This window comes from Arthrobacter cryoconiti, from assembly GCF_020905375.1.
GTDB lineage: Bacteria > Actinomycetota > Actinomycetes > Actinomycetales > Micrococcaceae > Specibacter > Specibacter cryoconiti.
Genome location: NZ_JAJJBU010000004.1, coordinates 79,715 through 103,611, shown reverse-complemented (window position 1 = coordinate 103,611; position 23,897 = coordinate 79,715). Strand labels below are relative to the sequence as shown.

Here is a 23,897-nt window from a genome sequence, read left to right as displayed (position 1 = left end):
TGCGATACCGTCCCTTACTCTGGCATGCTGGGGACATGGCTAGCCGCGCGGGCACTGTTGCCCTACCCCAGGACCTTGTTGATCTCACTGCGTTGATGGATGCGTACTACGATCTGTCCCCGGACCTAAACGATCCAGCCCAGCGCGTAGTGTTTGGCACCTCCGGGCACCGGGGGTCATCGTTGAAATCATCCTTCAACGAGGCTCATATTCTCGCCATCACACAGGCCATCATCGAATACCGGGCAGGCCAAGGCATCACCGGACCACTCTTCATGGGCAAAGACACCCATGCGCTCAGTGAGCCCGCCCAAAACACGGCACTAGAAGTACTTGCCGGAAACGGTGTTCAAGTACTCATTGACGCCCGCCACGGCTTCACACCCACCCCCGCCCTCTCACATGCCATCCTCACGTACAACGCTGGTCGCACAGAGGGACTAGCTGATGGCATTGTTATCACCCCTTCGCACAATCCTCCCGCCGACGGCGGATTCAAATACAACCCCTCACACGGAGGCCCTGCGGATTCGGATGCCACAGGCACGATCGCAAACCGTGCCAACGAATTATTGGAAAACGCCCTCCGTGGCGTGCGGCGGGTCCCACTAAACGATGCACTTTCAGCGGACACCACCGACAAGTTTGATTTTCTTTCCAGCTACGTCGACGATCTCCCCTCTGTCCTGGACCTGGACGCCATCCGGGCGGCCGGTGTCCGCATCGGGGCGGACCCCATGGGCGGGGCCTCCGTCGACTATTGGGGAGAGATCGGCGAGCGCCACCACCTGGATTTGAGCGTCGTCAACCCAACAGTTGACCCGCAGTGGGCCTTCATGACTCTCGACTGGGATGAGAAGATCCGGATGGATTGCTCCTCGCCCTACGCGATGGCTTCTCTGATCAGCAAGCTTTCAGCGGGCGCACCCTATGACATTGCCACGGGCAACGACGCCGACGCCGACCGGCACGGAATTATCACCCCGGACGCCGGGCTCATGAATCCCAACCACTATTTGGCAGTATCCATCCAGTACCTGTACACGCACCGATCCCAGTGGCCCGCCACGGCCAGCGTCGGCAAGACTCTTGTTTCCTCTTCCATCATTGACAGAGTTGCCGCCGATCTGGGCCGCCAATTAGTTGAGGTACCGGTTGGTTTCAAATGGTTTGTCCCCGGTCTGCTCTCCGGTGAGGGCGTCTTTGGTGGCGAGGAATCCGCCGGTGCATCATTTGTAAAGAAAGACGGTTCGGTGTGGACCACCGACAAAGACGGCATTTTGCTGGCGCTGCTCGCCTCTGAGATCACAGCCGTTACCGGCAAGTCACCCTCGGTTCACTACGGTGAGCTGACCGCCCGCTTTGGCTCGCCGTCGTACGCACGCATCGACGCCGCCGCGACTCGCGAACAAAAGGCGGCCCTGGGGAATCTCGCCGCCGACGATGTCACTGCCAACACCCTGGCAGGGGAAACCATTACGGCAAAGCTGACAAAAGCCCCCGGCAACGGAGCAGCCATCGGTGGACTCAAAGTCACCACTGAAAATGCCTGGTTCGCAGCCCGTCCCTCCGGCACTGAGGACGTATACAAGATCTATGCGGAGTCCTTCAAGGGCCCCGAACACCTAGCCCAAGTCCAAGCCGAGGCTAAGGCCCTCGTTGACGGCGTCATCTCCTAGTTGACTCTAGCCAGCCGGTTCTAGCCAGCTGAGTCCAGGGTTTCCTTGAGTTTTGCGGCGGCAAACCCGAGGGCCTGGCGCATGCTAGTCCGCGGCGGAAGCGACACCTCTTGTGGATTAGTGCGCACGTCTACCAACACAGGGCCGGGATGAGCTAGAGCTTCAAGGATGGCGGCATCCAACTCGCCGACGTCGTCCACCCTGATGCCATGCAGCCCGCAGGCACGTGCCACCTGCGCCAAGTCGGGATTGTGTAGAACTGTGCCAAACTCGGGCAATCCCACCTGCTCTTGTTCAAGCTTCACCATGCCCAGCCGGCCGTTATTGAACACCACCAGCTTCACGGGGAGCTCGTAGGCCACTGCCGTTAGCAAATCTCCAAGCAGCATGGTCAGCCCACCGTCTCCGCAGAACGCAATTACTTGACGGGACCGGTCCCATGCCGATGCCCCGAGGGCCTGCGGCATGGCATTCGCCATGGAACCCAGATTGTATGAGCCAAGGAGCCGCCTGTCACCTTCCATGGACACGAAGCGGGAAAGCCACACAGTGGACATCCCCGTATCAGAGGTAAAAATCGCATCGCTGGCCGCATGGGTATTTACGGCAGCCGCCACGGCCTCCGGACGAATCAAACCATCCGGATTATCCACTGTAGAGCGAAGGCGCCCAGTCAACGTTGACCCGTACCCTGGTTCAGAAAGGCGTGACTGTTCCGCAGTCCATGTAGCGTATTTCTTCCGCGCCTGCGCCAAATGGCCGCCGTCGGAGCGTTCACGGAGCAGGGGCAGCAGCATCTGAAGCGACAACCCTGCGTCCCCCACCACACCGTGATCAACATTGATGCGCGCGCCGATATTTTCTCCACGCACGTCCAGCTGAATCACCGTTTTCCCCTCTGGGAGCCACTCACGGTAGGGGAAGTCCGTGCCAACCATCAGCAGGGCATCGCAGGAGTCAAGCGCGTGCAAAGCAGCCGGGTTTCCAATCAACCCGCTCTGGCCCACTTGGAAATCATTGTCTTTCTCTAAACCTTCTTTGGCCTTCAGCGTGAGAACCATGGGCGCTTGCAGAGCTTGTGCTGCGGCGAGCGTTTCCTCCCGCGACTCGCGGGCACCCATACCAACTAGCATCGTGACCGTGTCGGCGTCGTTAAGTGCCTGCGCCGCGGCACTCACCGCGTCCGGCTCCGGTGCCTGCCGCCGTCGTACATCAACAAAATGAGGACGCACGTCATCTGGCACCTGCGCGGAGCCAATGTCTCCGGGAATACTCAACACTGCCACACCGGAGAGCGCGCGGGCTGCGTTGACTGCCTGTTCTAGCAGATACGGCAGCTGCCCCGGGCTAGTCACTGTCTTGGCAAAAACGGCCACGTCGGCGAAAAGCTGGTCGTTATTGACCTCTTGAAAGAATCCACTGCCAATTTCAGCACTGGGTACCTGTCCACAAATCGCCAGCACGGGAGTCCGTGACTTCTTAGCGTCGTACAGGCCATTCAGCAAATGAATCGAGCCCGGCCCCACGGTCCCCATGCACACACCCAACTCTCCAGAGAGCTGCGACTGCGCCCCGGCGGCAAAAGCGGCCACTTCTTCGTGGCGCACCCCTATCCAGTCCAGCCTGTCCTCCGTACGAATGGCGTCAGTGAGCGGGTTCAGCGCATCTCCCACCACCCCCCAGATCTGCTTGACCCCAAGATCCGCAAGTGCCGTGACGATCATTTTGGCAATAGTGTCCATTGTCTTCTCCCTGTCTAAACCAAGGCCCCGGCCGTACCAGTGACCTCTGGAGGATTCCTAGTTGTGCGAGAAAGCGTCTACGTTAGCCGCGGCCCAGTCTTGCGCCCAAGACTCGGGCGGCTGTTGGAGAAGCTCACCCGGCTGGAGCCAGTTGTAGAGCTCCGCATACGACTTGGTGTCCATATGGCCAATCCGACGTCGGAGCATCGCTGGAGACAACTCGGAGAAATCATGCGCTCCCATCGATGCTGCCATGCGCAATGCCTCCGCCACGGTGGCGTGTTGATAGCGCTGAACGCGGTGGCTTTTATCCTCAACGTTGAGCGCAGACGCCCTACGCGGGTCTTGGGTGGCAACACCGACCGGACACTGATTCGTATGGCAACGCTGGGACTGAATACACCCAGTGGCCATCATCATGGCCCTGGCCGCGTTCGTATAATCCGCACCTTGAATGACACGTTTGATGATGTCGGTACCAGTGGCGACCTTCCCCGATGCGCCGATCCGAATACGATCTCGCAGCCCCGTACCCACGAGGGCGTTGTGGACCAACATGAGGCCTTCAGTCAGGGGCGTTCCCACGTGGTCTTCGTACTCCATGGGCGCGGCTCCGGTACCGCCTTCAGAACCGTCCACGATGATGAAGTCCGGGGTGATTCCCTCGGCTACCATCGCCTTGCAGATACCCAGAAATTCACTGCGTGAGCCTACGCACAGCTTGAATCCCACTGGCTTTCCAAGGCTTAGGGCACGCATTTTGGCCATGAACAAGATCAGTTCCCTAGGAGTTGAGAACACCTTGTGGGAGGGCGGGCTCACGCACTTCACCCCTTCCGGGACGCCACGAGTCTTCGCAATCTCAGCCGTGACTTTACCCGCAGGGAGCACCCCACCGATACCCGGTTTCGCTCCTTGGCTCAGTTTTAGACTCAAACACTTCACCGACGGGTGGGCCGCCTTCTCGGCAAATATGTCAGGGTCAAAATTCCCATCTTTGGTACGGGCCCCGAAGTAGCCACTGCCGATCTCCCAGACAAGGTCACCACCGTGTTTGAGGTGGTACTCGCTCAAACCGCCCTCGCCCGTATCGTGGGCGAATCCACCCATAGCAGCGCCCTTATTCATCGCCATCAAGGCATTGGCTGACAACGCGCCGAAGCTCATGGCGGAAACGTTCAGCAGCGCCATGTCATAGGGCTGCGTGCAGTCGGGCCCGCCTATACGCACCCGGGGTTGTTCCGCCGGCGGCTCCAGTGGAGCCGTGCTGTGGACCAGGTATTCATAGCCGACGGCGTTGACGTCGCGTTCGGTACCGAACGCTTGTTCCTCGTTGGTGCCCTTGGCCCGTTCGTAGATCAATGAACGCGTGTCCCTGTCATACGGGCGGCCATCGTAATTGCGTTCAATGAAGTACTGCTGAAGTTCGGGACGGATGTATTCCAGCATGAAACGCATGTGGCCAAGGACCGGGTAGTTACGCAGAATGGAGTGCTTTTTCTGCGTGACGTCATAGATCGCCACCAGAAACAGTATGAGGAAAACCGCTACGGCTACCCACCACCCCGGACCGACGAACCACGCAAGCGCGGCGGCGCCAAGAGTGAGAACGAACAGTGCACCCAACATTGTGATCCGCAACATATTCTCATGCTACATCCACACTTTGGCAGTTTCCTGAAGACAGTTCAGCTGGGGTGTTCGCCGCGCGAACGGGGAGGCTGGGCTTCCCGCGTCAGGCTTAGTGTGCGCGGGCTTCCCGCGTCAGGCTCCCTGCGCGGGCTCCCCGCGTCAGGCTCAGTGGTGGGCGCCAAGCTCATGTTCGGCGTGCCCCACGGGCTCCAACTGGAATGTGGAATGCTCGATGCTGACGGAGAAGTGACCGGCCACGCAGGATTGAAGGGCGTCAAGCATTGTAGGTGCATGGCCGTCATGGAAGCACCCCTCATCCACCACGACGTGAGCGGAGAGGATCGGCAGGCCTGTGGCGATCTGACTTGAATGGAGATCATGAACGCCACGGACATGGTCAATGGCCATAATGTGCTCCCGGACTTTGTCCAAGTTGAGTCCTGCCGGGGTTGATTCCAGCAGCACACCTATGGTTTCCAGCAGCAACTTCACCGTACGCGGCAAGATCAAGACTCCGATCAGCATCGCGACAATGGCGTCGGCTTGGACCCATCCCGTTGTGGTGATGATGATAGCGGCGACGATGACGGCCACGGATCCCAACGCGTCATTAAGCACTTCCAGGAACGCGGCACGCATATTGAAATTGTTGCTGCGACCACCCAACAGTACGAAGAGGGATATGACGTTACCCACCAGCCCGATCAGACCGAAGTAGATCAGCTCCTGCGAGGCGATCTCGCCCGGGTGCATGAGTCGCTGCACACCCTCAACAAGAACCACCAAACCTACAGCGAGCAGAACAGCGGCTTGCGCCGTGGCCGCCAGGATCTCCGCGCGGGCAAATCCCCAAGTTCGTTTGTTGGTGGAGGGCCGTCCCATGAGGCGCGCCGCCACCAGGGCCATGGCCAACCCTCCGGCGTCGGTGAGCACGTGGGCGGAGTCGAAGAGCAGCGCTAGCGAGCCTGTCAGGATCGATCCAATGACCTGGAGAACAAAGACGGCCAAGGTCACGCACAAGGCGATGGTGATGCGTCCCTGGTGAGTTTCAACGCTGGCGCCGCCATGGCTGTGGCTGTGGGAGTGACTGTGTTCTGACATACCCCAATAGTACATCCATTGATGAATCCACCAAAAGGTGTATCATATTGAGAATGAAGACCATTAGCAACGCGGCTGTCCTTGCGCGCTTTGGCTATGCCATTTCCGACCCGACCAGGGCACAAATCCTCATGGAATTGGCTTCCGAACCCAACTATCCGGCCGCGCTTGCGGAAAAGCTCGGGGTTTCTCGCCAAAGTATCTCCAACCACCTCTCATGCCTGCGTGACTGCGGACTTGCTGTTGCCGTGCAAGAGGGGCGCCGTTCAAGATATGAGCTGGCCCATCCGGCCTTGGCTCACGCATTAGGTGACCTTCTGGGCGTAGTACTGCTGGCCAACGACGGGCACGAACCGCACTGAGTGACCTCAATGCCCGCCGATCCACCGTAACTTTGCGTGACCACCCTCGGGGCTCGCAGTTCCGCACCCGCGGATCCGTGCCTATATCCTTATGCGTGGCCCAGTACATGCGGCACATCACACAAGAAGAGGCATTCAATGAGTTTGTTGGGCACCAAATGGCGCGTCCATGGAGACGGCAAGACCATCAAACCCGGGCAAGTAGTCTCCCCTGATGAGCGCCTGAGCTGGCCCCGCACCATCGGGATCGGCCTCCAGCACGTCGTGGCTATGTTCGGTGCCACGTTCTTAGTTCCGCTCCTCACTCATATGCCGCCAGCGACCACGCTATTTTTCTCCGGAATTGGCACGATTTTCTTCTTGCTGCTCACACGCGGGCGGGTGCCAAGCTATCTTGGCTCAAGTTTTGCTTTCATCGCCCCTATTTTGGCCTCGCAGCAGGAGTTTGGCGTGGCGGGCGCGCTGGGCGGAGTAGTCATTGCCGGTGTGACCCTGGCCGTATTGGGCATGGTCGTGCAAAAGTATGGGGCCACTTGGATCAACCGGCTCATGCCTGCACCTGTCACCGGAACCATTGTGGCGCTGATCGGCCTCAATCTAGCGCCCTCGGCATGGAACAATTTCAAACTGGCTCCAGTCACGGCTGTCATCACCCTTGGCGTCATCATCCTCGTCAGCGTGCTCTTCCGCGGAATTTTGGGCCGGTTGGCCATTCTGGTGGGCGTCGCGGCAGGTTATCTAACGGCAGTTCTGCGCGGTGAAGTGAACTTTTCCACTGTCGACGGCGCTGGCTGGATCGGGCTACCCCACTTCCAATCCCCCACCTTCCACTTCGCCGTTCTTGGCCTGTTCATTCCTGTGGTGCTGGTTCTCGTCGCCGAGAACATTGGACACGTGAAATCCGTGGCCCTTATGACGGGAGAGAATTTGGATCCTTACGCCGGCCGGGCCATCATTGCCGACGGCGTAGCTACGACGCTTGCCGGTTTTGGTGGCGGTTCCGGTACTACCACCTACGCGGAGAACATTGGTGTCATGGCGGCCACCAAGGTGTATTCCACAGCTGCCTATTATGTGGCCGGATTGGCGGCGCTGCTACTGAGTTTCTCCCCTAAGTTTGGCGAGCTCATAGCCACCGTCCCCGTGGGGGTCTTGGGTGGAGCCGCCACTTTGCTCTACGGCATGATCGGCATTTTGGGCGTGCGCATCTGGGTGCAAAACAAGGTGGATTTCTCCAACAACATCAACTTGACCACTGCCGCCGTCGCACTGATAGTGGGCGTAGCGGACTTCACCTGGGTAGCTGGCCAGCTACAGTTTGCCGGCATTGCCCTTGGTACAACCGCCGCATTGGTGGTCTACCACGGCATGCATGCCCTCGCGAAGTGGCGCGGCACCGCAGAGGACCCGCTGGAGCCGGAAAAAGACCCAGCCACCCACTAGGTGCTTCCTGCTGGCGCACCATTGCGCCTCAGTTGTGCGCATAGTGCACCTGGCGCAAAACTGGAGTTGGGTTTTGCGCCAGTGGAAAGTCGGTATTAGATACCGTTGAGTGCTTCCGAGGTGGCCCGGGTCGTATAACGAGCGGCGTCGGCCAAGGCCGCCTCGGATGAGCCGGCAACGTCCGTTGCGCTGACCGCAGCCACAACTCCGTGCTTGGCAAGCTCGGCCGCAGTCACGCTAATGTGCCCGGCCACTACGACGACGGGCAGTCCCCGAGCGTGCGCCGCGTCAGCCACGCCGATGGGAGCCTTGCCAGAGAGTGATTGCGCGTCCAGAGAACCTTCACCGGTGATGACCAGATCAGTGTCGGCAAGCGCTGCGTCCAGCCCCACCATTTCGGCCACCAGAAGAAACCCGCGCTCAATAGTGGTTTTTGTGTAGGCCAAAAATAGTGCCGGGAAGCCGCCTGCCGCGCCGGCACCGGAAACGTCAATATCCACCCCGGTAGACTCCCGGACCAGCGATGCAAGATGACGCAGCCCGGCGTCGAGCTTCTCCACGGCATCCGCATCGGCACCCTTTTGCGGGGCAAAGACGTGCGCGGCACCGTTGTAACCAAACAGAGGATTATCCACATCCACGGCCATGCGCAGGCGGACATTAGTGAGGCGCGGGTCTAAACCGGAAGGATCGACGGCGGCAACATCCAGCAGCGACCCCCCTCCCAACGGCACCAAATTCCCGTGCGAATCCAGCAGCTTCAGCCCTAGTGCACGCAACGCGCCGGATCCTGCATCCGTCATGGCCGAACCGCCAAGACCAATCACGATCTCAGTGGCCCCCGCGTCCAGGGCCGACGCAATCAGTTGGCCCGAACCGTAGGAGTGCGCCCGCAAAGAGTTCTCCACCGTGGGTTCGCTCAGAAGATAGCCGCTGGCCAAGGCTGTCTCAATCACGGCCGTATGGGTTTTCGCGTTGTACGCCCAAGCCGCACCAACAGGCTTGATGATGGGGCCCACAACGGCGTTTATCCGCTCGTCATATCCAGCCGCAACGGCCGCCTCCAGCGTTCCTTCCCCACCATCAGCAACGGGCAGGGTTCTCACCACCGCCTCCGGGTACACGCGCAGGGCTCCTTCGCTCATCGCCGCTGCCGCTTCGACGCCGGTCAGGGTGCCTTTGAACTTGTCAGGTGCAATCAGGATTCGCATGTTCCCATCCTGCCAGCCCTGACGCGAAATGACTTTCTAAGCGCCTCCCGGTCACGCGTTTGGGCGGCCATGTTACGCCCAGTATCCGCGCTCACGCATGACGTCGGCCAGCAGATCAGCCCTGTCCGTCATGATGCCGTCGACCCCTAAATCGAACAGTCGATGCACGAGCGCGGGCTCATTGACAGTCCACACATGCACTTTCAGACCCAAACGATGTGCTCTTTCCAGGGACCTCCGGCTTACGAGTTTGAGGCCCTTGAACCGAAGCGGGATCTGGAGTACGTCCACCCCCTCCATCATCGCTTCGACCCAGCGCGCCGGCAGCCACGAACCGAGCAGAAAGTACGCCGCCAAGAGTGACTGGCCAGGGGAGCTGGCCACCGGTTTGGACAGCCGGGCCAGCACATCCTTCCGACGCTTGTCCGAGAACGACGCCACGCAAACCCTCTCATGAAGGCTGCGTTCTTCAATGAGTTGAGCCAACGCTGCGACCGATCCGTCATCCTTGACGTCAATGTTGAACCGTGCCGACGGCATTGCTGCGAAGAGTTCTGGCAGCGTGGCGATGCGTTCTTGCCCACCAATAAGCGCCTTCTTCACAACATCAAAGGGCAGTTGCGCTATCAGCCCGGATTGGCCTGTGGTCCGTTCTAGAGTGGCGTCGTGAAAGACAATGGTGACACCGTCCACCGTAGTGTTGATATCAGTTTCTAGATACGTGTATCCAAGTTCTTGAGCCGCTTTGAAGGCCATGACGGTATTTTCAAAACCGTCACGGCTAAATCCTCGGTGGGCGATCGCCAACGGAACGGATGACTCCAGAAACGGCTTACCGGGCTGACGCTGATGTTTCATATCCGTTCCCCCGCTGTCCTCAGACCCGGCGAAGATCAGCCAGCCGGGCCTCGATGACCTGGGCTACGCCGTCGTCGGCAAAACTGGGAGCCCTCAACGAGGCCGCAGCTAGCGCGTCCGGGTGCCCGCTCGCCATCGCATAACCGGCGCCTGCCCAGCCCAGCATCTCGATGTCGTTTGGCATATCACCAAATGCCACGACCTCCTCCGCAGCAATGCCGCGGGATCGCGCATATTCGGCCAAGGTCACTGCCTTGTTCACGCCCAACGGGCCCATCTCTAAAAGGGCCAGTTCCGGGGCGGAGTGCGTCACTGAGATCAGTGCACCCACCTGTGGACGGACTAGCTCCATGAATTGGTCGGCATTGCCACTATGCAACACGGCAAGCATCTTCACGATGCCGTCGCGAGCCAGCTGTGCTGTGAGCTCCGCGGGCGTCACGCCCTCTACTCCTGACGGACGCGATGCCCCGAAAAAGCCCGGCTCGACATGGAATCCGTTGAGGCACTCTAACGCAAAGTGCGGTTCCGGGACCAACCCCAAGATAGTGTTACGGACGTTCTCCACTGTGGCCCAGTCCAGTAAATGCGAGCTCACCACGGTCTCGGTTTCCAAGCTGTAGGTGAGTGCGCCATTGGAACAAATGACGGTTCCGGTGTGACCGATCTGCTCACGGATGGGATCGAGCCAGCGCGGAGGACGGCCCGTTACAAAAACAATCTCAACTCCTGCTTGGGCAGCAGCGGCAAAGGCCTTGATCGTCCGGGAGCTGATGCTTCCGTCGTGGCCCAGGATGGTTCCATCGATGTCACTGGCAATTAAGCGCATACTCAAGGCTATCCAACTTCCACACCGTTGGCGGCCGCGGCGATCCGCACGCTACACCTCAAACGTGGCGGTGATCCTGGCCCGAGCCAAGGTATGGAAGGCCAAGTTGAAACCCAGAGCGGCTGGCGTGGAGTCAGCGTTTAGATCCAAAGTGGGGATGTCGACGGCGTGCACCACCACCATGTAGCGGTGTGGCCCGTGCCCGGGCGGAGGCGCCGAGCCCATATAGGCCGAGGTACCGGCGTCGTTCCTCAACAGCAGTGCACCTGTGGGCATGGTAGCGGGACCACTACCGGCGCCCTCCGATAACTCTGTGACCTGGACCGGCACATTAGCCACAGACCAATGCCACCATCCACTGGCCGTAGGAGCGTCAGGATCAAACATGGTGATGGCAAAACTCTTTGTCTCAGCCGGAAACCCCGACCATTTCAGTGCCGGGGACCGATCCTTTCCATCCGCGTGAGCGCCCGGATTCACCTGGGCCGGCGGCATGGCATCACCATCTGCGAACGATCCGCTGGTCAACGTGAATTTCGGGACGGGGGCAAGAAACTCATAAGGGTCATAGTTGTACATGGTCTAACCTTCCTGTAGTTCGGCACGTGTGGGCGGGTTAGCCCCGGCACGGGAAACGGTGATGGCTGCGGCCTGGGCAGCGTAATGGAGCAGTTCCTGAAGCTGTTCGCAGGTGATGGTCCGGAGAGCGGAGCGGCGTTGCGCCCCGTCAAGTTCGCGCTCAACCAGTGCGCTTAGCAGCGCCGCCATGAAAGAGTCCCCCGCCCCCACAGTGTCCACGACGTTCACAGCTGGTACTTGGCAGGAGACCTCGCCGGCCGCGCAGATCGCCCAAGGCCCTTGTCCACCCTGGGTAAGCACCACCATCGCCGGACCCTCCGTGCCACTGCTGGCTCCGGTTCCGCCAATTTCCAGCCAGGCACGTGCCGATTTTTTGGGATCGACTCCCGGATAGAGCCAGGCCAAGTCCTCGTCTGAGGCCTTGACCACATCAGAGAGGGCCACGAACTTCTCTGCTTGCTCGCGGGCGTAAGCAACGTCAGGGATGATGGTGGGCCGAACGTTGGGGTCATAGGAAATTGTGGCACGCGGGTGTGCGGCAATCACGGCGGTCAGAACCTGCTGCGCACCTGGTGCCAGCATTGCAGCAATTGAACCCGTGTGAACCAGCGTGGTGGCTGCCATCATGAAGTTGGGGGCACCGCCTGGACCTGCGGCCGCCGCCGGTAGTTCCCAGTCAAGGTCGAATTCGTACTCGGCCGCACCCTCGGTGTCCAAGACGGCCCGGGCGACGGACGTCGGGAGATCGTCGGGTGCCACAGGAACCAGCACGCCATTTTTTTGCAGATGAGCCGCCACCATGGCCCCGTAAGGATCCTTACCGTAACGTCCCAGAAACTGGACGGGATGACCCAGCCGCGCTAGGCCAACGGCCACATTCAGGGGGCTCCCGCCCACGTGCGGGATGGGGTCCTGCCCCTCCCGGACCACTTCGTCGATCAAGGCCTCGCCCATTATCGTCAGCATGCCACCAGCCTACGGCTACAGCCGCGAAAAACGTTGACACGCAGGTCTCCGGCTCGACCCTGTGCAGCCGGTACGTTTAGGCTCAAGGATATGAGCAGCTATTGGGAACGCCTAGATGAATCTCTACGGCCATCCGTCATTGCCTCCGTGGAAAGCTATGAACGCGCTTTGCCGGAGCTTGTTCGGGTCACCGCGGAGATGGAATCACTCATGCGCCAGGTCATGGGAGAGGCCGACGACGCCCCCTTGTTTATCACGAGCCGGACCAAGAGCGTGGAATCGTTCCGCGAAAAAGCCTCGCGCATGGTGGCCGCAGAACCTGATGTGGCACCCGCACTGCAGTTCCCGGAGCCGCTGCGCAACCTCACGGACATGGTGGGCGTGCGGGTCATCACCACCTTGCCCAGCGAAAACGCGCAGGCCGCCAACTTGATCAAGCGCCGCCGCAGCCTCTTTGACTGCCGTGGCGACCGGGAAAAGGACATTGGCTCTATTGAATCCGGAACGTACGGTTATTCCAGCCGGCACCTGATCCTGCGAACCATTCAAAATGATGTGGTGCGCGCCTACCAAGAAGTATTAGATCCGGGCAACAAGCACAGCGGAAGCTATCTTTTTGAGTGTCAGATCCGCACCGTCTTTGCCCATGCCTGGAGCGAAATTGAGCATGACATCCGGTTCAAGGCTCAGGATCCACGGGCCTGGAGCCCTTACTTTGATCGGCAGTTCACTGCCACTGCAGCCATGCTAGAAACCGTGGAACAGGCTTTTTCAGAACTGCATGAGCGCTATGAAACGGTCACCAGCTTTTGGGATGCCGACGGCGAAGGGAAGGTCTCGCTGACCCCCAACCGAATCAAGGCGGTGTGGCAGACGCTGCTGCCCCACGTTGACCGTAAGGCCGACGACGACTGGGGCTGGGCTGCCGAATTGGTTGCCGCGCATGGGCTGACCAAGACGATTGATCTGGCGGCTCTTTTGCAGCCGGAGATCATCTCCAACGTGCGTAAGGCTCTGGATCACAGGTATTCCCCCGGCCCAGACCGGTTGCTCGATGACTTGTTGTTGTGGCAGTTTGGCCAACGGCACATTGAGCTGACCGCCGAGGACGCCTCTGCCGATCAGACCTCCCGCCGTGACAGTCTCATTCGCCGTCACCAACAAATGCAGCGATACCGTAAGTCGCTGGGCTTCTAGCTACCCACGGCTGGGCTTCTGGCGGCCATTTGGAACGGTCCAAGGCCACTGGGGAGTTGTCCCCATCGACGAACTGCTAACAGCCTTGCTAGATTTCTCTTAGTAGCCCGGATGGACAAGCCATTCGGAAACAACTCTTACGCTAAGGATGTGCATCATGGCCGGTTTGATTGGTAATGACCCCCAGGACATGGCGGATTTGGCAAGCAAGATTGCCCACGCAGTCGATCAGATCCACACCATCACGAGCACCTTGGATTCCAAGGCAAACTCCGTTCAGTGGCAGGGTCCGGATGCTAGCCGCTTCAAGACCAGCGACTGGCCTTCCTACAAGAGCTCACTGACCCGCGTGGCAGCTGACCTCGAGACGGTCAAGGCCACTGTGCTCAAGCAGAAGCAGCAGCAGGAAGCAGCTTCCGCTTAAGTCACACAGAAACACTTTTTCCAAGAGGCCCGGCATGAATCTTATGCCGGGCCTCTTCTCGCTTAGGTGCACATCAGTGAAGTGTTCCCTCGCCAGCAGGCTTAGAATCCAGTCATGACTGTGAGGATGATGAATGCCGCCTACTTCAACCACGTTGGCGAAGCAGGGGTGATCACGTACGCGCAACTTCCCGTTCCGCAGCCCGGTCCTGGCACCGCCCTGGTCAGGGTTCGCGCCTCCGCCGTCAATCATGTGGATACATTTGTGCGCAGCGGTAGCTATGCCACGTCACTGAAATTTCCCCAGGTCCTTGGCCGGGACCTGGTGGGCACGGTTGCCGCCGTCGGCCCCGGAACTCCCGCACACTGGAGCCCCGGTGACGCGGTCTGGTCAAACTCCGCAGGCTTCGACGGCCGGGCCGGGGCTGCGGCAGAATTCACCGTGGTGCCCTTGGATCGCCTGTACCGGCTGCCAGATTCGGTGGACGCGGTGGAGGCCGCCGCGGTCCTTCATTCGGGGGCCACCGCCTGGCTCGCTTTGCACCGACACGCCCGGATCCGCGCGGCAGAAAGCGTTTTTGTGGGAGGCGCTGCGGGTGCCGTGGGCTCGGCACTTCTCATTGCGGCAGTCCGGGCCGGCGCCCGCGTCATTGTTTCCGCCCGAACGGACGACGCCGAATACTGCCGGAGCTTGGGCGCTTGCGTTGCATTGGACTACAGTTCTCAAACCTTCGACGACGAGCTAAAAGCCGCTGTTTACCAGCTCACCGAAGGACGAGGCTTGGATGTGCATATTGAAACTTCGGGGCGGCACCATCTCGAACTCACAGTGGAACTGATGGCGCTGCGCGGACGCATCATCGCACTATCCGGGATCGCGGCCACTAACGCCGTGCCGCTGGGTAAGCTCTACACTCGCGACGGGAGTATTCGCGGCTTCGCCATCAGCAACGCCACGGTCCCCGAGTTGGCGGATGCTGCCGCCGCCGTTAATGCTCTGCTCGTTGACGGTAGCCTGCGGTCCCGTCACATCAACCAGCTCCCCCTATCCCAAGCGGCCACCGCGCACGCCTTGTTGGAGGCGGGCACGGGGCACGGGAAGCTGGTGCTAATACCGTAAAGCCCTTTAGCTCCCCTGGACCTGCTTCATCCAATTCTCGATGCCGGAAGCATCCAACGGCAGGGCGTCGGAGAGCACGGAAGAGCCAGTTCCGGTCACTAAAATATCGTCCTCCAGGCGCACACCGATTCCGCGCAGTTCTGGCGGGAGAGTCAAGTCGTGTTCGTGGAAGTAAAGACCCGGCTCCACAGTCAGAACCATTCCCGGAACCATGGGGGCTCCCTGGTAACTTTCGTAACTTGACTGGCCGCAGTCGTGGCAGTCCAGGCCCAGGTGGTGGCCAACGCCGCAGACAAGATAACGGCGGTGGTGCTGGCCACCCGGCGAAAGCGCCTCGTCCACCGAGACCGGAAGTAGGCCCCAGTCGTTGAGCCCGTTGGCAATTACCTCCATGCACGCCGTGTGGAAATCAGAAAAGTATTTGCCAGGGCCCACCTGAGCCAGCCCGGCACGGTGCGACTTTTCCACCAAGTCGTGCACCATTCTCTGGGTGGGATCAAACGTCCCCGAGCCCGGAAAAGTGCGTGTGACGTCGGCTGTGTAGAAGCTGTTTGTCTCTACCCCCATATCAAGCAGAAGCACCTTGTCTTCCAACACAGGACCGTCACAGCGAACCCAGTGCAGCGTGGGTGCATGCTTGCCGCTGCCAACAATGGTGGCATATCCGACGCCGTTGCCGTAGGTGCGGGCATGGCGATCAAAAGTTCCCTGCAGCCAACGCTCACCACCGACTCTAATCGCGGCGGGAACCTCCCGAACAACGGCGGCGAAACCATCAACAGTATGGTTCACGGCTTCGCGTAATTGGGCAATTTCCCAGTCGTCCTTGACCATGCGCAGATCCGAAAGAACATTCCCGAGGCGGGATCCGGCGTCGATGCCGTGGCGCGCCTCGAGTCCTGTGGGCAGCTTGCCGCCACCTAGAATTGGGCCGCCGCCGGCGCCAGTGGCTCCTCGCATAGCAGCAGTGATGCCGGCGTCGAGCTCAGTGAGCGACTTGACGGCGAGCCCGAGTGCGGCCGCCCAGTCAGAAAAGTCCGGAGCCGAGCCGACCCACATTTCGCCGTGCGCGGCGTTGGTGAAGAACGCTGGGTCCGCGGCGTAGAACGGCGCCGGGATATACAGGACGGCGTCGTGGCCAGACGCCGTGGGTGCCATAACCAAAACTGCGCCGTCGATTGAGGCACCCGTTAGCCAATAAAAGTCAGAGTCGGGGCGGAAGTCGTAGTAGGTATCGTGGCTACGAACGGGAGCAGTTCCTGCCCCGATCACCAACGCCTGCCCGCGGAGCTGATCCGTTGCCCGCGTGCGGTGATCCGCTGCTGCCCCCGCCGCGCCAGCAACCACTGGTGGAGTTCTCTCCGGAGTACCCCAGCCCGTGCCCATATATTCGGTGAACGCCGGCACGTTGGCCAGGCGAGGCATGCGGGGATCTGGGGTGCTTGCGATCGGCATGGAGCGCGTACCTGCGCTCTGGCTCGAGGTCATGTGCTTCACTTTCTTTTGTGCTTTTGTATTTTTTGTTTCTACATCCAGGGCTCCCGGCATCAGTTAGGCAAGCTGGCCGTTGATGCGCTGTGGCACGCCTAGCGGGTTGGCGTCCTGCAAGGCTGCCGGGAGGAGATAGGACGGAAAACCCTGGTAAGCAACCGGGCGCAGGAAACGGGTAATCCCGGCCGTCCCTACTGAGGTGGTGGTGGGTGCCGTGGTTGCCGGATACGGGCCGCCATGTTGCTGGGCGTAGGTGACCGAGACTCCCGTGGGCCATTGGTTCCATAAAACACGTCCTGCCTTCGTCGCCAGTATGCGTACCAGTTCCGGGGCAACCTCATCCGCTTCTTCGCCCTGAATGGTGGCAGTTAGCTGTCCATCCAGTGCGCGGGCTACTGCCAACAGTTCCTCCTCGGATTCATACGTGGCCACCAGGGCCGAGGGGCCGAAGCACTCCGTGATGAGGCCTGCGGGATCCGCCAAGATCTCCGCAGCGGATGTGGCATTCAAAGCAGGGGCGGGAGGGGACGCCACTGTACCCTCCGTGGCGCCCAAAGGAGTCACCGCGCTGTGCCCGCGGAGAGTGCCAAGTGATTCCGTGTAACCGAATTGGATACGGTCATTGAGCAACTTGGCGGCGTCGGGGCGTGCCGTAGTGGCCAGTTCCGCCAGCATGGAAGATGCCGCTGGGATCAGCAAAATACCTGGCTTGGTGCAGAACTGTCCGGCTCCCATCGTGTAAGACGCTACGAACTCAGCAACAATCTGTGAACCCCTGACTGCCGCTGCGGCCGCTGTGACAAAGACCGGATTCACGCTTCCCAGCTCGCCATAAAACGGGATTGGTTCAGGGCGGGAATTTGCCAGGTCAAAGAGGGCCCGGCCGCCAGGGATGGACCCGGTGAACGCCCCGGCCTTGATGCGAGGATCCAACAACGCGTCCTTGCCCACTTGGGTGCCAAAGACCAGTTGCAGCAGGCCGGCCGGCGCTCCAGCCTGAGTAAGTGCCTGCGCTGCTACTCGCCCGACGGCGGAGGACAGACGTGGGTGCCCGGGATGTGCCTTGACCACTACCGAGCAACCGGCGGCGAGCGCTGAACAAGTGTCCCCACCAGCGACGCTAAAGGCGAACGGGAAATTGCTGGCCGCAAAAACGAGCACTGGACCCAGCGGCTCCAAAACACGGCGGATGTCGGGCCGGGCACCCATGGGCCACGCTTGATCGGCGTGATCGATCCGGGCGTCGAGGAAACCGCCATCGGTCAGTAGCTCTGCAAAGAGACGCAGTTGGAACGTGGTGCGCTTAAGCTCACCGCTGAGCCTGCCTTCTGGCAAATTGGATTCCTCTTGAGCTATCGGGACAAGCTCACTGGCAGCGGCATCCAACGCGTCAGCCATCGACGTCAGGGCCTCAGCACGCTTCGTCGCTGGACGTTTCGCCCACTGTGTGGCGGCGGTGTCAGAGGCGGCAAGGATAGTTTCAAGTTCCGCGTTGGTTGTTGTGTCGATAGCGCTCATGTTGCTAGCCCTTCGTCGGAGGTGGATGGTTCGTCAAAGGTTGATGTCGGTTCGGCGGGTATAGGGGCTGTCGGTCCTCGTGAACACTCAAGATCGGCCAACGTCCCCAAACTTATGGGTGCGATGAGAGTGCGCTTAGCCATGGAACGCACGTCAGCGGCGGATGCGCGTGGGCGTTCTACTTTTGCGGGGCGTCCAGGTTCGGCTGAGCGTCCAAGCTTCTCTGCGCGTTCTACTTTGGCTGAGCGTCCAGGCTTCTCTGCGCGTTCTACTTTGGCTGAGCGTCCAGGCTTCTCTGCTCGTTCTACTTTGGCTGAGCTGGGGATACCGTTGAAGCTACCTCGGGTGGCACCTTCACGGTTTGACGTCGGTGGCCCGTCGCCACAAGCGGCAAAGTCTGCAGCTATTTCAGAAGTGGCGAATCCGCAAACTCTTCCTTGACACCAACCCATGCCGGGCCGGGCGAACGATTTCAGACTCCGCGCGTCGGCAGCCCCCAGCTCTGTGTGAGCAGCACACAAAGCCCCATAACTCACCTCTTCGCAACGGCACACAATCGTGTCCGGCGTCAGCCAGCTTGTCCAGCGGACGGGGACGGGGTTGGCGAGGTGCATTGCCACTGCGAAAGCACGCAAGCGGGCACGATCGCGTTGCAGAACGATGATGCGCTTCTCCAGAGCTGCAGCTTCCGGGCCGGCCAGCCAGGCTCGCCCAGACTCCCCAGCTTCTCCAGCTTCTCCAGCTTCTCCAGCTTCTCCAGCAATGCAGAGTGCGGCGTCAAGAGCGGCCAGCTCGCCTTCCAAAACCGCCATGGCGGCTCCACCCACGCCGGTTGCCTCGCCGGCAACACTGATCCCAGGCACCGAAGTTCTCAGCCGCACGTCCACCACGGCAATCAAAGAACCGTCGACGTCAACGTCCGTTTTGCCTCCTGCGGCCAGCACTAGATCCAGCTGGGGAGTGAAACCCCAGCCAAGCGCCACCACATCACACGCTACGCGTCGCCCAGTTTTTGGCACCACTTCCCCGTCTGCGTCGAGCTTCGACAGAGTCACCGATTCCACCCGTTCACGACCATGAATTTCCGTAACGGCAGTACGCACCTTGTATGAAATTCGGTGCTTCAGTAGCTGCACCGCATATTCACCACCCTCGAGGGCCTTCCCTGGTGCCCTGATGGCGCCACGGAGGTTCCGCAACCATCCGGTAGGACTATTGGCTTCGCAAATCGCCGCAACTTTCACTCCGGCTTTCGCGAGCCCTGTGGCAACGGGCAGCAGGAAAGGTCCCGTTCCCGCCACAACAGCAACCTTGCCAACTGCTGTTCCGCTGCTTTTCAGCAATGCCTGGACGCCGCCCGCTGCCATAACGCCGGGAAGATCCCAACCTGGGATGGGCAGCTGGCGGTCGTAACCTCCGGGGCACAGAATTGCCCAATTAGCAGAGACCAGGTGCAAACCTTCGGCCGATTCCGACACTGTTCCTTCACCCCACGTGCCGGCTGCCCCTGACACACCGCCCGGATCCGGCGTTTTATCACTCCCCGGCTCTGTCCCAACACCCGGCCTGCTAGCTGGGTAGACGTCAGACGTCGGGGACAATCGAAGCGTCGTAGCTCCATTAGCGGTTTCAATGAGCCACACCATGGTGTTACGTAGATAGAGAACGTTTCCACGAGACTCCGCCTTATAGAGCCTGGCTCGCATGTCAGCAAAGCGTTTCCAGTCGTGGTGACCTGAGCCATCTGATGCTGCCTCAGATTCCTCGCCATGACGCCAAAATTGACCGCCTGGCTGAGAGTTCGAGTCAATCAGGACTACTCGGAGACCATGTTCTGCCCCGTGAACCGCTGCCGACAAACCTGCGGGTCCGGCACCCACCACGGCAACATCAAAATTCTTGCTTACGCACACGCTCGTGGAGTCACTCATGAATCTCCACTCCCAGCCGCGGGGGCACTCCCGCCTTCCATCTCGGCCCAGCTGTCGCCGGCCAGGCCAGCACCAGCATGACCTGTCTCTAAGGCCATGCCCGCCCGGGCGGGGATGAGACAAGCGCGCTGGTTGGGCACGCCGTCGGCCGTTATGAGGCAGTCAAAACATACACCAATGCCGCAAAACAACCCGCGGGGCCGCCCACCCATGCGAGTAGTACGCCAGGAGGTAATGCCGGCATCGCTCAGTGCTGCACCGACGGTTTGTCCCGGCCGCGCGGACATAGGCGCACCGTCAAGGGTCAAGTGCAATTCAGTCATGAGCTGCCTCCATCTGATTTTCGAAGCGTTCAGGGGCAAACGGCGCTAGATCCATGTCGGTTTTTGCCCCAGTCAGCGATGCAGCTATCAGAGCACCTGTGCCCACGGAGAGCCCAATTCCGGCGCCTTCGTGGCCGCACGCATGCCACATGCCCGGCGCGCGCGGGTCCGGTCCGATGACGGGCAAATGATCTGGGCAGTACGGCCGGAACCCGGAATAGCTGCGCAGGGCCTTCACGTCCCGCAGGAACGGGAACAGCGTTATCGCCTTGCGTGCCATCTCCGCGAGCACGAAGACGCTGAACGATTTATCGAAGCCCACACGTTCCCGGCTGGAACCGATCAGGATAGTCCCGCCACCGGTCCCCTCCACGACTGGAGAGGTCTGCAAGCCCGCATCCGAACTTGCCACATTGTCCACATATTCGGCCGCATACACTTTATGGCGAACAAGTAAGGGAAGCGGCTCGGTCACCATGACATAACCCTTGCGAGGCAGAACTGGAACGTTGACATTAGCTAGTTCCGCAATGACCCCGCCCCACGTCCCGGCGGCATTGACAACGGCCTTGGCGAAAATGGTGCCTCGGTCCGTGACCGTTCCCGTGACAGTTTCCCCGCTCCTGATAAAACCGGTGACCCGCATGCCGGGGTGCACGGTTGCTCCCATCCCTCGAGCCAGACGGAGCAGGTGGGCGGCCGCCAAAGTTGGCTGAACCTGAGCGTCCTGCGAATAGTAGGCGCCGCCGACCATATCCGGGTTGAGGCGGGGTTCAAAGTCATGTAAATAATCCGCGTGAACAAGTTCGACGTCGATCCCGCAGGCACGCTGTCGGCTTGCCAGCTGCGTCAAGTTGGCTTGCGTTCCGGGCTTCGCCGAAACCACCAAGCCGCCCTTGGACTCAAATTCCCACAGGCGCCCGAATTCTGCTAGCTCACCGCGCCATAACGACTGCGAGTATTGAGCAAGCGTCAGTTCCGGCCCGGCTTCCTTGTCAGAAACCAAAATGTTGCCCTCACACGCACTTGACGTACCGCTGGCAATGGCGCCCTTATCTACGACCGCGACCTTCAGTCCCGATTTCGCGGCAAAGTACGCGCAAGCCGCACCGACGGCACCAGCGCCGATGACCACAACGTCAACGGATTGGGGAAGGCTCATATCTGTAGTATGTCACACACTACCCGTTCAGAAAAGGACTTTCCTCCTCGGAGTTGGCATCCGGCCACTACCACCAAAAGATGAGGCTGACGCCATGCTTCGAGGCTGCTACCCGGGGCCATCGCCCAAAACCATCGCTAAGCGATTTACCTCTTCACCCTGCTCACGTGCCACGAATAATAGTGAGGAGAGCGCGTCGGAATTATTAGAACTAATGTTCGTATAACTGTATCTAAATGAATACTATTTTGATAAAATGACAATATGAGCAATTGGGAGAGGATGCCGCTGGATCAGGCTACTGAAGCTACGGGCGATGTGGCGGCGGTCGATGTGGCTTCGGTGATCCGCGCGATTGCTCTTCCTTCAATTGAACCCTTCGGATCAGACAATCCCGACCTCACCGGCCTACCGGCATATTTGCCAGCCTCGACGCCTGATCCAATACCTGCGTCAATAGTCTCTGTGGCGCGAGGCGTGTATGACGCCGCGCTTGCCACGTTGGCCGAACTGAAACGGTTAGAGGACGCTACTGCCGCGTGCAAGGCTTCCGTGGTGGATCGAATGATGTGCGCTTCCCGCTTGGAAGCTGTGGCTCTGGAATTGGATCAGTGGCAGACAGGGATCAGTGATTCTTCCACTTGTTCCGACATTGCCCTCACTCTTTGTGTGCCTGAGCGCACTGCGTCTGCCCTGGCCCACCAGTCCACCGAACTCATAGCTAGTCACCCGCACACGCACACAGCTCTACAAGCCGGTGTGCTGTCGTGGCGACATGCTGTCATCATCATGGATGAGTCAGCGATCTTGGCCGAGACCCCCGGTCTCGACGCTGCCGTGGCGGCCAGTTTTGAGCAACGCCTGCTCGCTTTGGCTCCTGACACGACGGCCACGGGCTTCGCGTCAAAGGCACGCCGGGCAAGGGAATCCACCCATCCAGAATCCCTCGTGACTCGTACCAAACTGGCCTATGCCAAGCGTGAGATGATCCTTGAACCCGGCAAGGACGGGATGTCTTGGCTGACACTGCATTTGCCAGCCCCGGCAGCTGAAGGCATCTGGGTCAATTGCACTCGCAGCGCCCGGAACCTCAAGTACCAAGCAGCTGGCGACCACCGTAAAAACGGACTCAGCGGAGAGCACCGGGCTGGAGAGCACCGGACGCTGTCCCAACTTCGGGTAGACATCGCGGCGGCACTCCTCCTAGGCCAACACCCCCTCCCGACTAAAGCTGACACCACGGCGACGGCCTCAAAGATCAGCACTCCAAGGCCCAACCGCTCGCCTTCAGAAAAGGAATTCGCTTCCGTCATCGTCCCTCCTTTTGACCCACCAACCCCCAACAATGAGCCATCGGAGAATTTTGGGGTCTGCGTCGTACCGGATTGGGCGCATAGAAGCGAACACATTCCCGAGGGCCAGGACTTCGGCACCGTGAGCCCACTCGTAGGCGTGGTCTGTGATAGCCCACTGGTGGGGACGCTACCGAGTGATGGTTCAGGCTATGTCGACGGCATTGTCGACGGGATCCCAGAGGATCCACTGCAGGAATACCTTGAGCAGTTGGATGCAATTCGCGACGGCGCCGTCATCGCGGACCCACCCTCCCCGGAAGCGCAGATCCTGCTCACCGTACCGTTCCTAGGTGCCTTGGGTATTACTGACGAACCAGCAGAACTGGCAGGTTATGGTCCTATCCCTGAATCGATCGCCCGCAAACTCCTTGGCAATAGTGGCACTTTCCTGCGTGTTCTCACCGACCCCGTGTCCAACAAACCACTGGACTTGAACCCGGAGCGCTACCGGAGCCGCGACGTTGAGAAGGCTGTTCTGCGCGCCCTAGCTGGCAGCTGCTATTTCCCCGGCTGCACCAACTCGGTTCTGGACACCGATTTGGACCACCTCACTTCCTGGGACCACGGCGGCAGGTCCACATCGGATAATCGTAGACCTGCGTGCAAACGCCACCACATTCTCAAACACTTCAAAGACGACAAGGATCGACACGGCCGTTACCGCACCGATCGCGACCCTAGTCGTGCGGCCATCAAACTCCGTGGCTGGACCCCCAGCACCACACCCGACGGGCGAGTCGGATGGCGATCACCGTCCGGCAAATACCATCCGCCCCTAAACAATGAAACCCGGGCACCCAGCTATCCCAAGTGGATTAAGCAATGCATCAGCCGCACCATCAATCGAGCCCTGCATGAACCGGAAACCGCAGAGCCTAGCAGCGCCGCATCCCGTCCACATGTCCCCTTCGTCACCAGCTGAAGAGCCTCCGGCGTCATTTCCTTGCGGCAAATTGGATCGCGAACCGTTCCCTT

At 60.2% G+C, this 23,897-nt stretch carries 20 protein-coding genes; 7 read left to right on the top strand and 13 right to left on the bottom strand.

The genetic code is table 11. The annotated features are described in order from the left end of the window. Positions 1–35: 35 nt before the first annotated feature. On the top strand, positions 36–1,679 hold the full coding sequence (gene pgm, locus LOH53_RS03475; protein ID WP_230066340.1) for a phosphoglucomutase (alpha-D-glucose-1,6-bisphosphate-dependent): 1,644 nt from the start codon (positions 36–38) through the stop codon (positions 1,677–1,679). Between the two features lie 20 nt (positions 1,680–1,699). Here the strand turns inward: pgm and LOH53_RS03470 are convergent, their stop codons facing one another. The 3 genes from LOH53_RS03470 to LOH53_RS03460 all read right to left on the bottom strand — a co-directional run bounded on the left by LOH53_RS03470 (position 1,700) and on the right by LOH53_RS03460 (position 6,154). Then, the gene (locus LOH53_RS03470; protein WP_230066339.1) at positions 1,700–3,421 is read right to left on the bottom strand and encodes a thiamine pyrophosphate-dependent enzyme; all 1,722 of its coding nucleotides are present in this window, start codon (positions 3,419–3,421) and stop codon (positions 1,700–1,702) included. A 57-nt stretch (positions 3,422–3,478) separates the two neighbouring features. Further along, positions 3,479–5,065, bottom strand: a complete 1,587-nt coding sequence (locus LOH53_RS03465; RefSeq protein ID WP_230066338.1) for an FMN-binding glutamate synthase family protein — start codon at positions 5,063–5,065, stop codon at positions 3,479–3,481. Positions 5,066–5,218: 153 nt separating this feature from the next. Then, complete coding sequence (locus LOH53_RS03460; protein WP_230066337.1) at positions 5,219–6,154, bottom strand: cation diffusion facilitator family transporter; 936 nt, start codon at positions 6,152–6,154, stop codon at positions 5,219–5,221. Between the two features lie 53 nt (positions 6,155–6,207). On the opposite strand from LOH53_RS03460, the gene LOH53_RS03455 reads away from it, so the two are divergent. Both LOH53_RS03455 and LOH53_RS03450 read left to right on the top strand, forming a co-directional pair. Further along, a complete protein-coding gene (locus LOH53_RS03455) occupies positions 6,208–6,516 on the top strand; it encodes an ArsR/SmtB family transcription factor (protein ID WP_230066336.1) in 309 nt (102 codons plus the stop codon). A 138-nt stretch (positions 6,517–6,654) separates the two neighbouring features. Then, on the top strand, positions 6,655–7,959 hold the full coding sequence (locus LOH53_RS03450; protein ID WP_230066335.1) for a uracil-xanthine permease family protein: 1,305 nt from the start codon (positions 6,655–6,657) through the stop codon (positions 7,957–7,959). A gap of 95 nt (positions 7,960–8,054) precedes the next feature. On the opposite strand, the gene LOH53_RS03445 is transcribed toward LOH53_RS03450, so the two are convergent. The 5 genes from LOH53_RS03445 to LOH53_RS03425 all read right to left on the bottom strand — a co-directional run bounded on the left by LOH53_RS03445 (position 8,055) and on the right by LOH53_RS03425 (position 12,402). Beyond that, positions 8,055–9,170, bottom strand: coding sequence for a glycerate kinase (locus LOH53_RS03445; RefSeq protein WP_230066334.1), 1,116 nt, complete (start codon positions 9,168–9,170; stop codon positions 8,055–8,057). Between the two features lie 72 nt (positions 9,171–9,242). Further along, entirely contained in the window at positions 9,243–10,028 is a 786-nt protein-coding gene (locus LOH53_RS03440) for a glycerophosphodiester phosphodiesterase (protein ID WP_230066333.1), read from the bottom strand. Positions 10,029–10,047: 19 nt separating this feature from the next. Then, on the bottom strand, positions 10,048–10,857 hold the full coding sequence (locus tag LOH53_RS03435; protein ID WP_230066395.1) for an HAD family hydrolase: 810 nt from the start codon (positions 10,855–10,857) through the stop codon (positions 10,048–10,050). A 51-nt stretch (positions 10,858–10,908) separates the two neighbouring features. Further along, a complete protein-coding gene (locus tag LOH53_RS03430) occupies positions 10,909–11,436 on the bottom strand; it encodes a YbhB/YbcL family Raf kinase inhibitor-like protein (protein ID WP_230066332.1) in 528 nt (175 codons plus the stop codon). A 3-nt stretch (positions 11,437–11,439) separates the two neighbouring features. Then, entirely contained in the window at positions 11,440–12,402 is a 963-nt protein-coding gene (locus LOH53_RS03425; RefSeq protein ID WP_230066331.1) for a carbohydrate kinase family protein, read from the bottom strand. 90 nt (positions 12,403–12,492) lie between these two features. Here LOH53_RS03425 and LOH53_RS03420 point away from each other — a divergent pair, with 90 nt between their 5' ends. From LOH53_RS03420 to LOH53_RS03410, 3 genes are all read left to right on the top strand, one after another. Continuing rightward, entirely contained in the window at positions 12,493–13,599 is a 1,107-nt protein-coding gene (locus tag LOH53_RS03420) for a GTP pyrophosphokinase (RefSeq protein WP_230066330.1), read from the top strand. 157 nt (positions 13,600–13,756) lie between these two features. After that, complete coding sequence (locus LOH53_RS03415) at positions 13,757–14,023, top strand: hypothetical protein (protein ID WP_230066020.1); 267 nt, start codon at positions 13,757–13,759, stop codon at positions 14,021–14,023. 114 nt (positions 14,024–14,137) lie between these two features. Then, a complete protein-coding gene (locus LOH53_RS03410; protein WP_230066329.1) occupies positions 14,138–15,142 on the top strand; it encodes an NADPH:quinone reductase in 1,005 nt (334 codons plus the stop codon). 6 nt (positions 15,143–15,148) lie between these two features. On the opposite strand, the gene LOH53_RS03405 is transcribed toward LOH53_RS03410, so the two are convergent. From LOH53_RS03405 to LOH53_RS03385, 5 genes are all read right to left on the bottom strand, one after another. Beyond that, a complete protein-coding gene (locus LOH53_RS03405; protein ID WP_230066328.1) occupies positions 15,149–16,630 on the bottom strand; it encodes an aminopeptidase P family protein in 1,482 nt (493 codons plus the stop codon). A gap of 63 nt (positions 16,631–16,693) precedes the next feature. After that, on the bottom strand, positions 16,694–18,151 hold the full coding sequence (locus LOH53_RS03400; RefSeq protein WP_230066327.1) for an aldehyde dehydrogenase (NADP(+)): 1,458 nt from the start codon (positions 18,149–18,151) through the stop codon (positions 16,694–16,696). After that, the gene (locus tag LOH53_RS03395) at positions 18,148–20,082 is read right to left on the bottom strand and encodes an NAD(P)/FAD-dependent oxidoreductase (protein WP_230066326.1); all 1,935 of its coding nucleotides are present in this window, start codon (positions 20,080–20,082) and stop codon (positions 18,148–18,150) included. The genes LOH53_RS03400 and LOH53_RS03395 overlap by 4 nt, the downstream gene beginning before the upstream one ends. Next, positions 20,079–20,405, bottom strand: coding sequence for a (2Fe-2S)-binding protein (locus LOH53_RS03390; RefSeq protein WP_230066325.1), 327 nt, complete (start codon positions 20,403–20,405; stop codon positions 20,079–20,081). Before LOH53_RS03390 ends, LOH53_RS03395 begins: the two co-directional genes overlap by 4 nt. After that, positions 20,398–21,567: an NAD(P)/FAD-dependent oxidoreductase gene (locus LOH53_RS03385; RefSeq protein ID WP_230066324.1), complete on the bottom strand. Its 1,170-nt coding sequence runs from the start codon at positions 21,565–21,567 to the stop codon at positions 20,398–20,400. Before LOH53_RS03385 ends, LOH53_RS03390 begins: the two co-directional genes overlap by 8 nt. Positions 21,568–21,831: 264 nt before the next feature. Here LOH53_RS03385 and LOH53_RS03380 point away from each other — a divergent pair, with 264 nt between their 5' ends. Further along, a complete protein-coding gene (locus LOH53_RS03380; RefSeq protein ID WP_230066323.1) occupies positions 21,832–23,844 on the top strand; it encodes an HNH endonuclease signature motif containing protein in 2,013 nt (670 codons plus the stop codon). The last annotated feature ends 53 nt before the right edge of the window (positions 23,845–23,897 follow it).

Excerpts from the sequence above, each read along its gene's own strand:
- LOH53_RS03385 (WP_230066324.1), bottom strand. The coding sequence starts at position 21,567 with ATGAGCCTTCCCCAATCCGTTGACGTTGTGGTCATCGGCGCTGGTGCC.
- LOH53_RS03450 (WP_230066335.1), top strand. The coding sequence starts at position 6,655 with ATGAGTTTGTTGGGCACCAAATGGCGCGTCCATGGAGACGGCAAGACC.
- LOH53_RS03425 (WP_230066331.1), bottom strand. The coding sequence starts at position 12,402 with ATGCTGACGATAATGGGCGAGGCCTTGATCGACGAAGTGGTCCGGGAG.
- LOH53_RS03395 (WP_230066326.1), bottom strand. The coding sequence starts at position 20,082 with ATGAGTGACTCCACGAGCGTGTGCGTAAGCAAGAATTTTGATGTTGCC.
- LOH53_RS03405 (WP_230066328.1), bottom strand. The coding sequence starts at position 16,630 with ATGACCTCGAGCCAGAGCGCAGGTACGCGCTCCATGCCGATCGCAAGC.
- LOH53_RS03440 (WP_230066333.1), bottom strand. The coding sequence starts at position 10,028 with ATGAAACATCAGCGTCAGCCCGGTAAGCCGTTTCTGGAGTCATCCGTT.
- LOH53_RS03380 (WP_230066323.1), top strand. The coding sequence starts at position 21,832 with ATGAGCAATTGGGAGAGGATGCCGCTGGATCAGGCTACTGAAGCTACG.
- LOH53_RS03415 (WP_230066020.1), top strand. The coding sequence starts at position 13,757 with ATGGCCGGTTTGATTGGTAATGACCCCCAGGACATGGCGGATTTGGCA.
- LOH53_RS03460 (WP_230066337.1), bottom strand. The coding sequence starts at position 6,154 with ATGTCAGAACACAGTCACTCCCACAGCCACAGCCATGGCGGCGCCAGC.
- LOH53_RS03420 (WP_230066330.1), top strand. The coding sequence starts at position 12,493 with ATGAGCAGCTATTGGGAACGCCTAGATGAATCTCTACGGCCATCCGTC.
- LOH53_RS03400 (WP_230066327.1), bottom strand. The coding sequence starts at position 18,151 with ATGAGCGCTATCGACACAACAACCAACGCGGAACTTGAAACTATCCTT.
- LOH53_RS03430 (WP_230066332.1), bottom strand. The coding sequence starts at position 11,436 with ATGTACAACTATGACCCTTATGAGTTTCTTGCCCCCGTCCCGAAATTC.
- LOH53_RS03470 (WP_230066339.1), bottom strand. The coding sequence starts at position 3,421 with ATGGACACTATTGCCAAAATGATCGTCACGGCACTTGCGGATCTTGGG.
- LOH53_RS03445 (WP_230066334.1), bottom strand. The coding sequence starts at position 9,170 with ATGCGAATCCTGATTGCACCTGACAAGTTCAAAGGCACCCTGACCGGC.
- pgm (WP_230066340.1), top strand. The coding sequence starts at position 36 with ATGGCTAGCCGCGCGGGCACTGTTGCCCTACCCCAGGACCTTGTTGAT.
- LOH53_RS03435 (WP_230066395.1), bottom strand. The coding sequence starts at position 10,857 with ATGCGCTTAATTGCCAGTGACATCGATGGAACCATCCTGGGCCACGAC.
- LOH53_RS03465 (WP_230066338.1), bottom strand. The coding sequence starts at position 5,065 with ATGTTGCGGATCACAATGTTGGGTGCACTGTTCGTTCTCACTCTTGGC.
- LOH53_RS03455 (WP_230066336.1), top strand. The coding sequence starts at position 6,208 with ATGAAGACCATTAGCAACGCGGCTGTCCTTGCGCGCTTTGGCTATGCC.
- LOH53_RS03410 (WP_230066329.1), top strand. The coding sequence starts at position 14,138 with ATGACTGTGAGGATGATGAATGCCGCCTACTTCAACCACGTTGGCGAA.
- LOH53_RS03390 (WP_230066325.1), bottom strand. The coding sequence starts at position 20,405 with ATGACTGAATTGCACTTGACCCTTGACGGTGCGCCTATGTCCGCGCGG.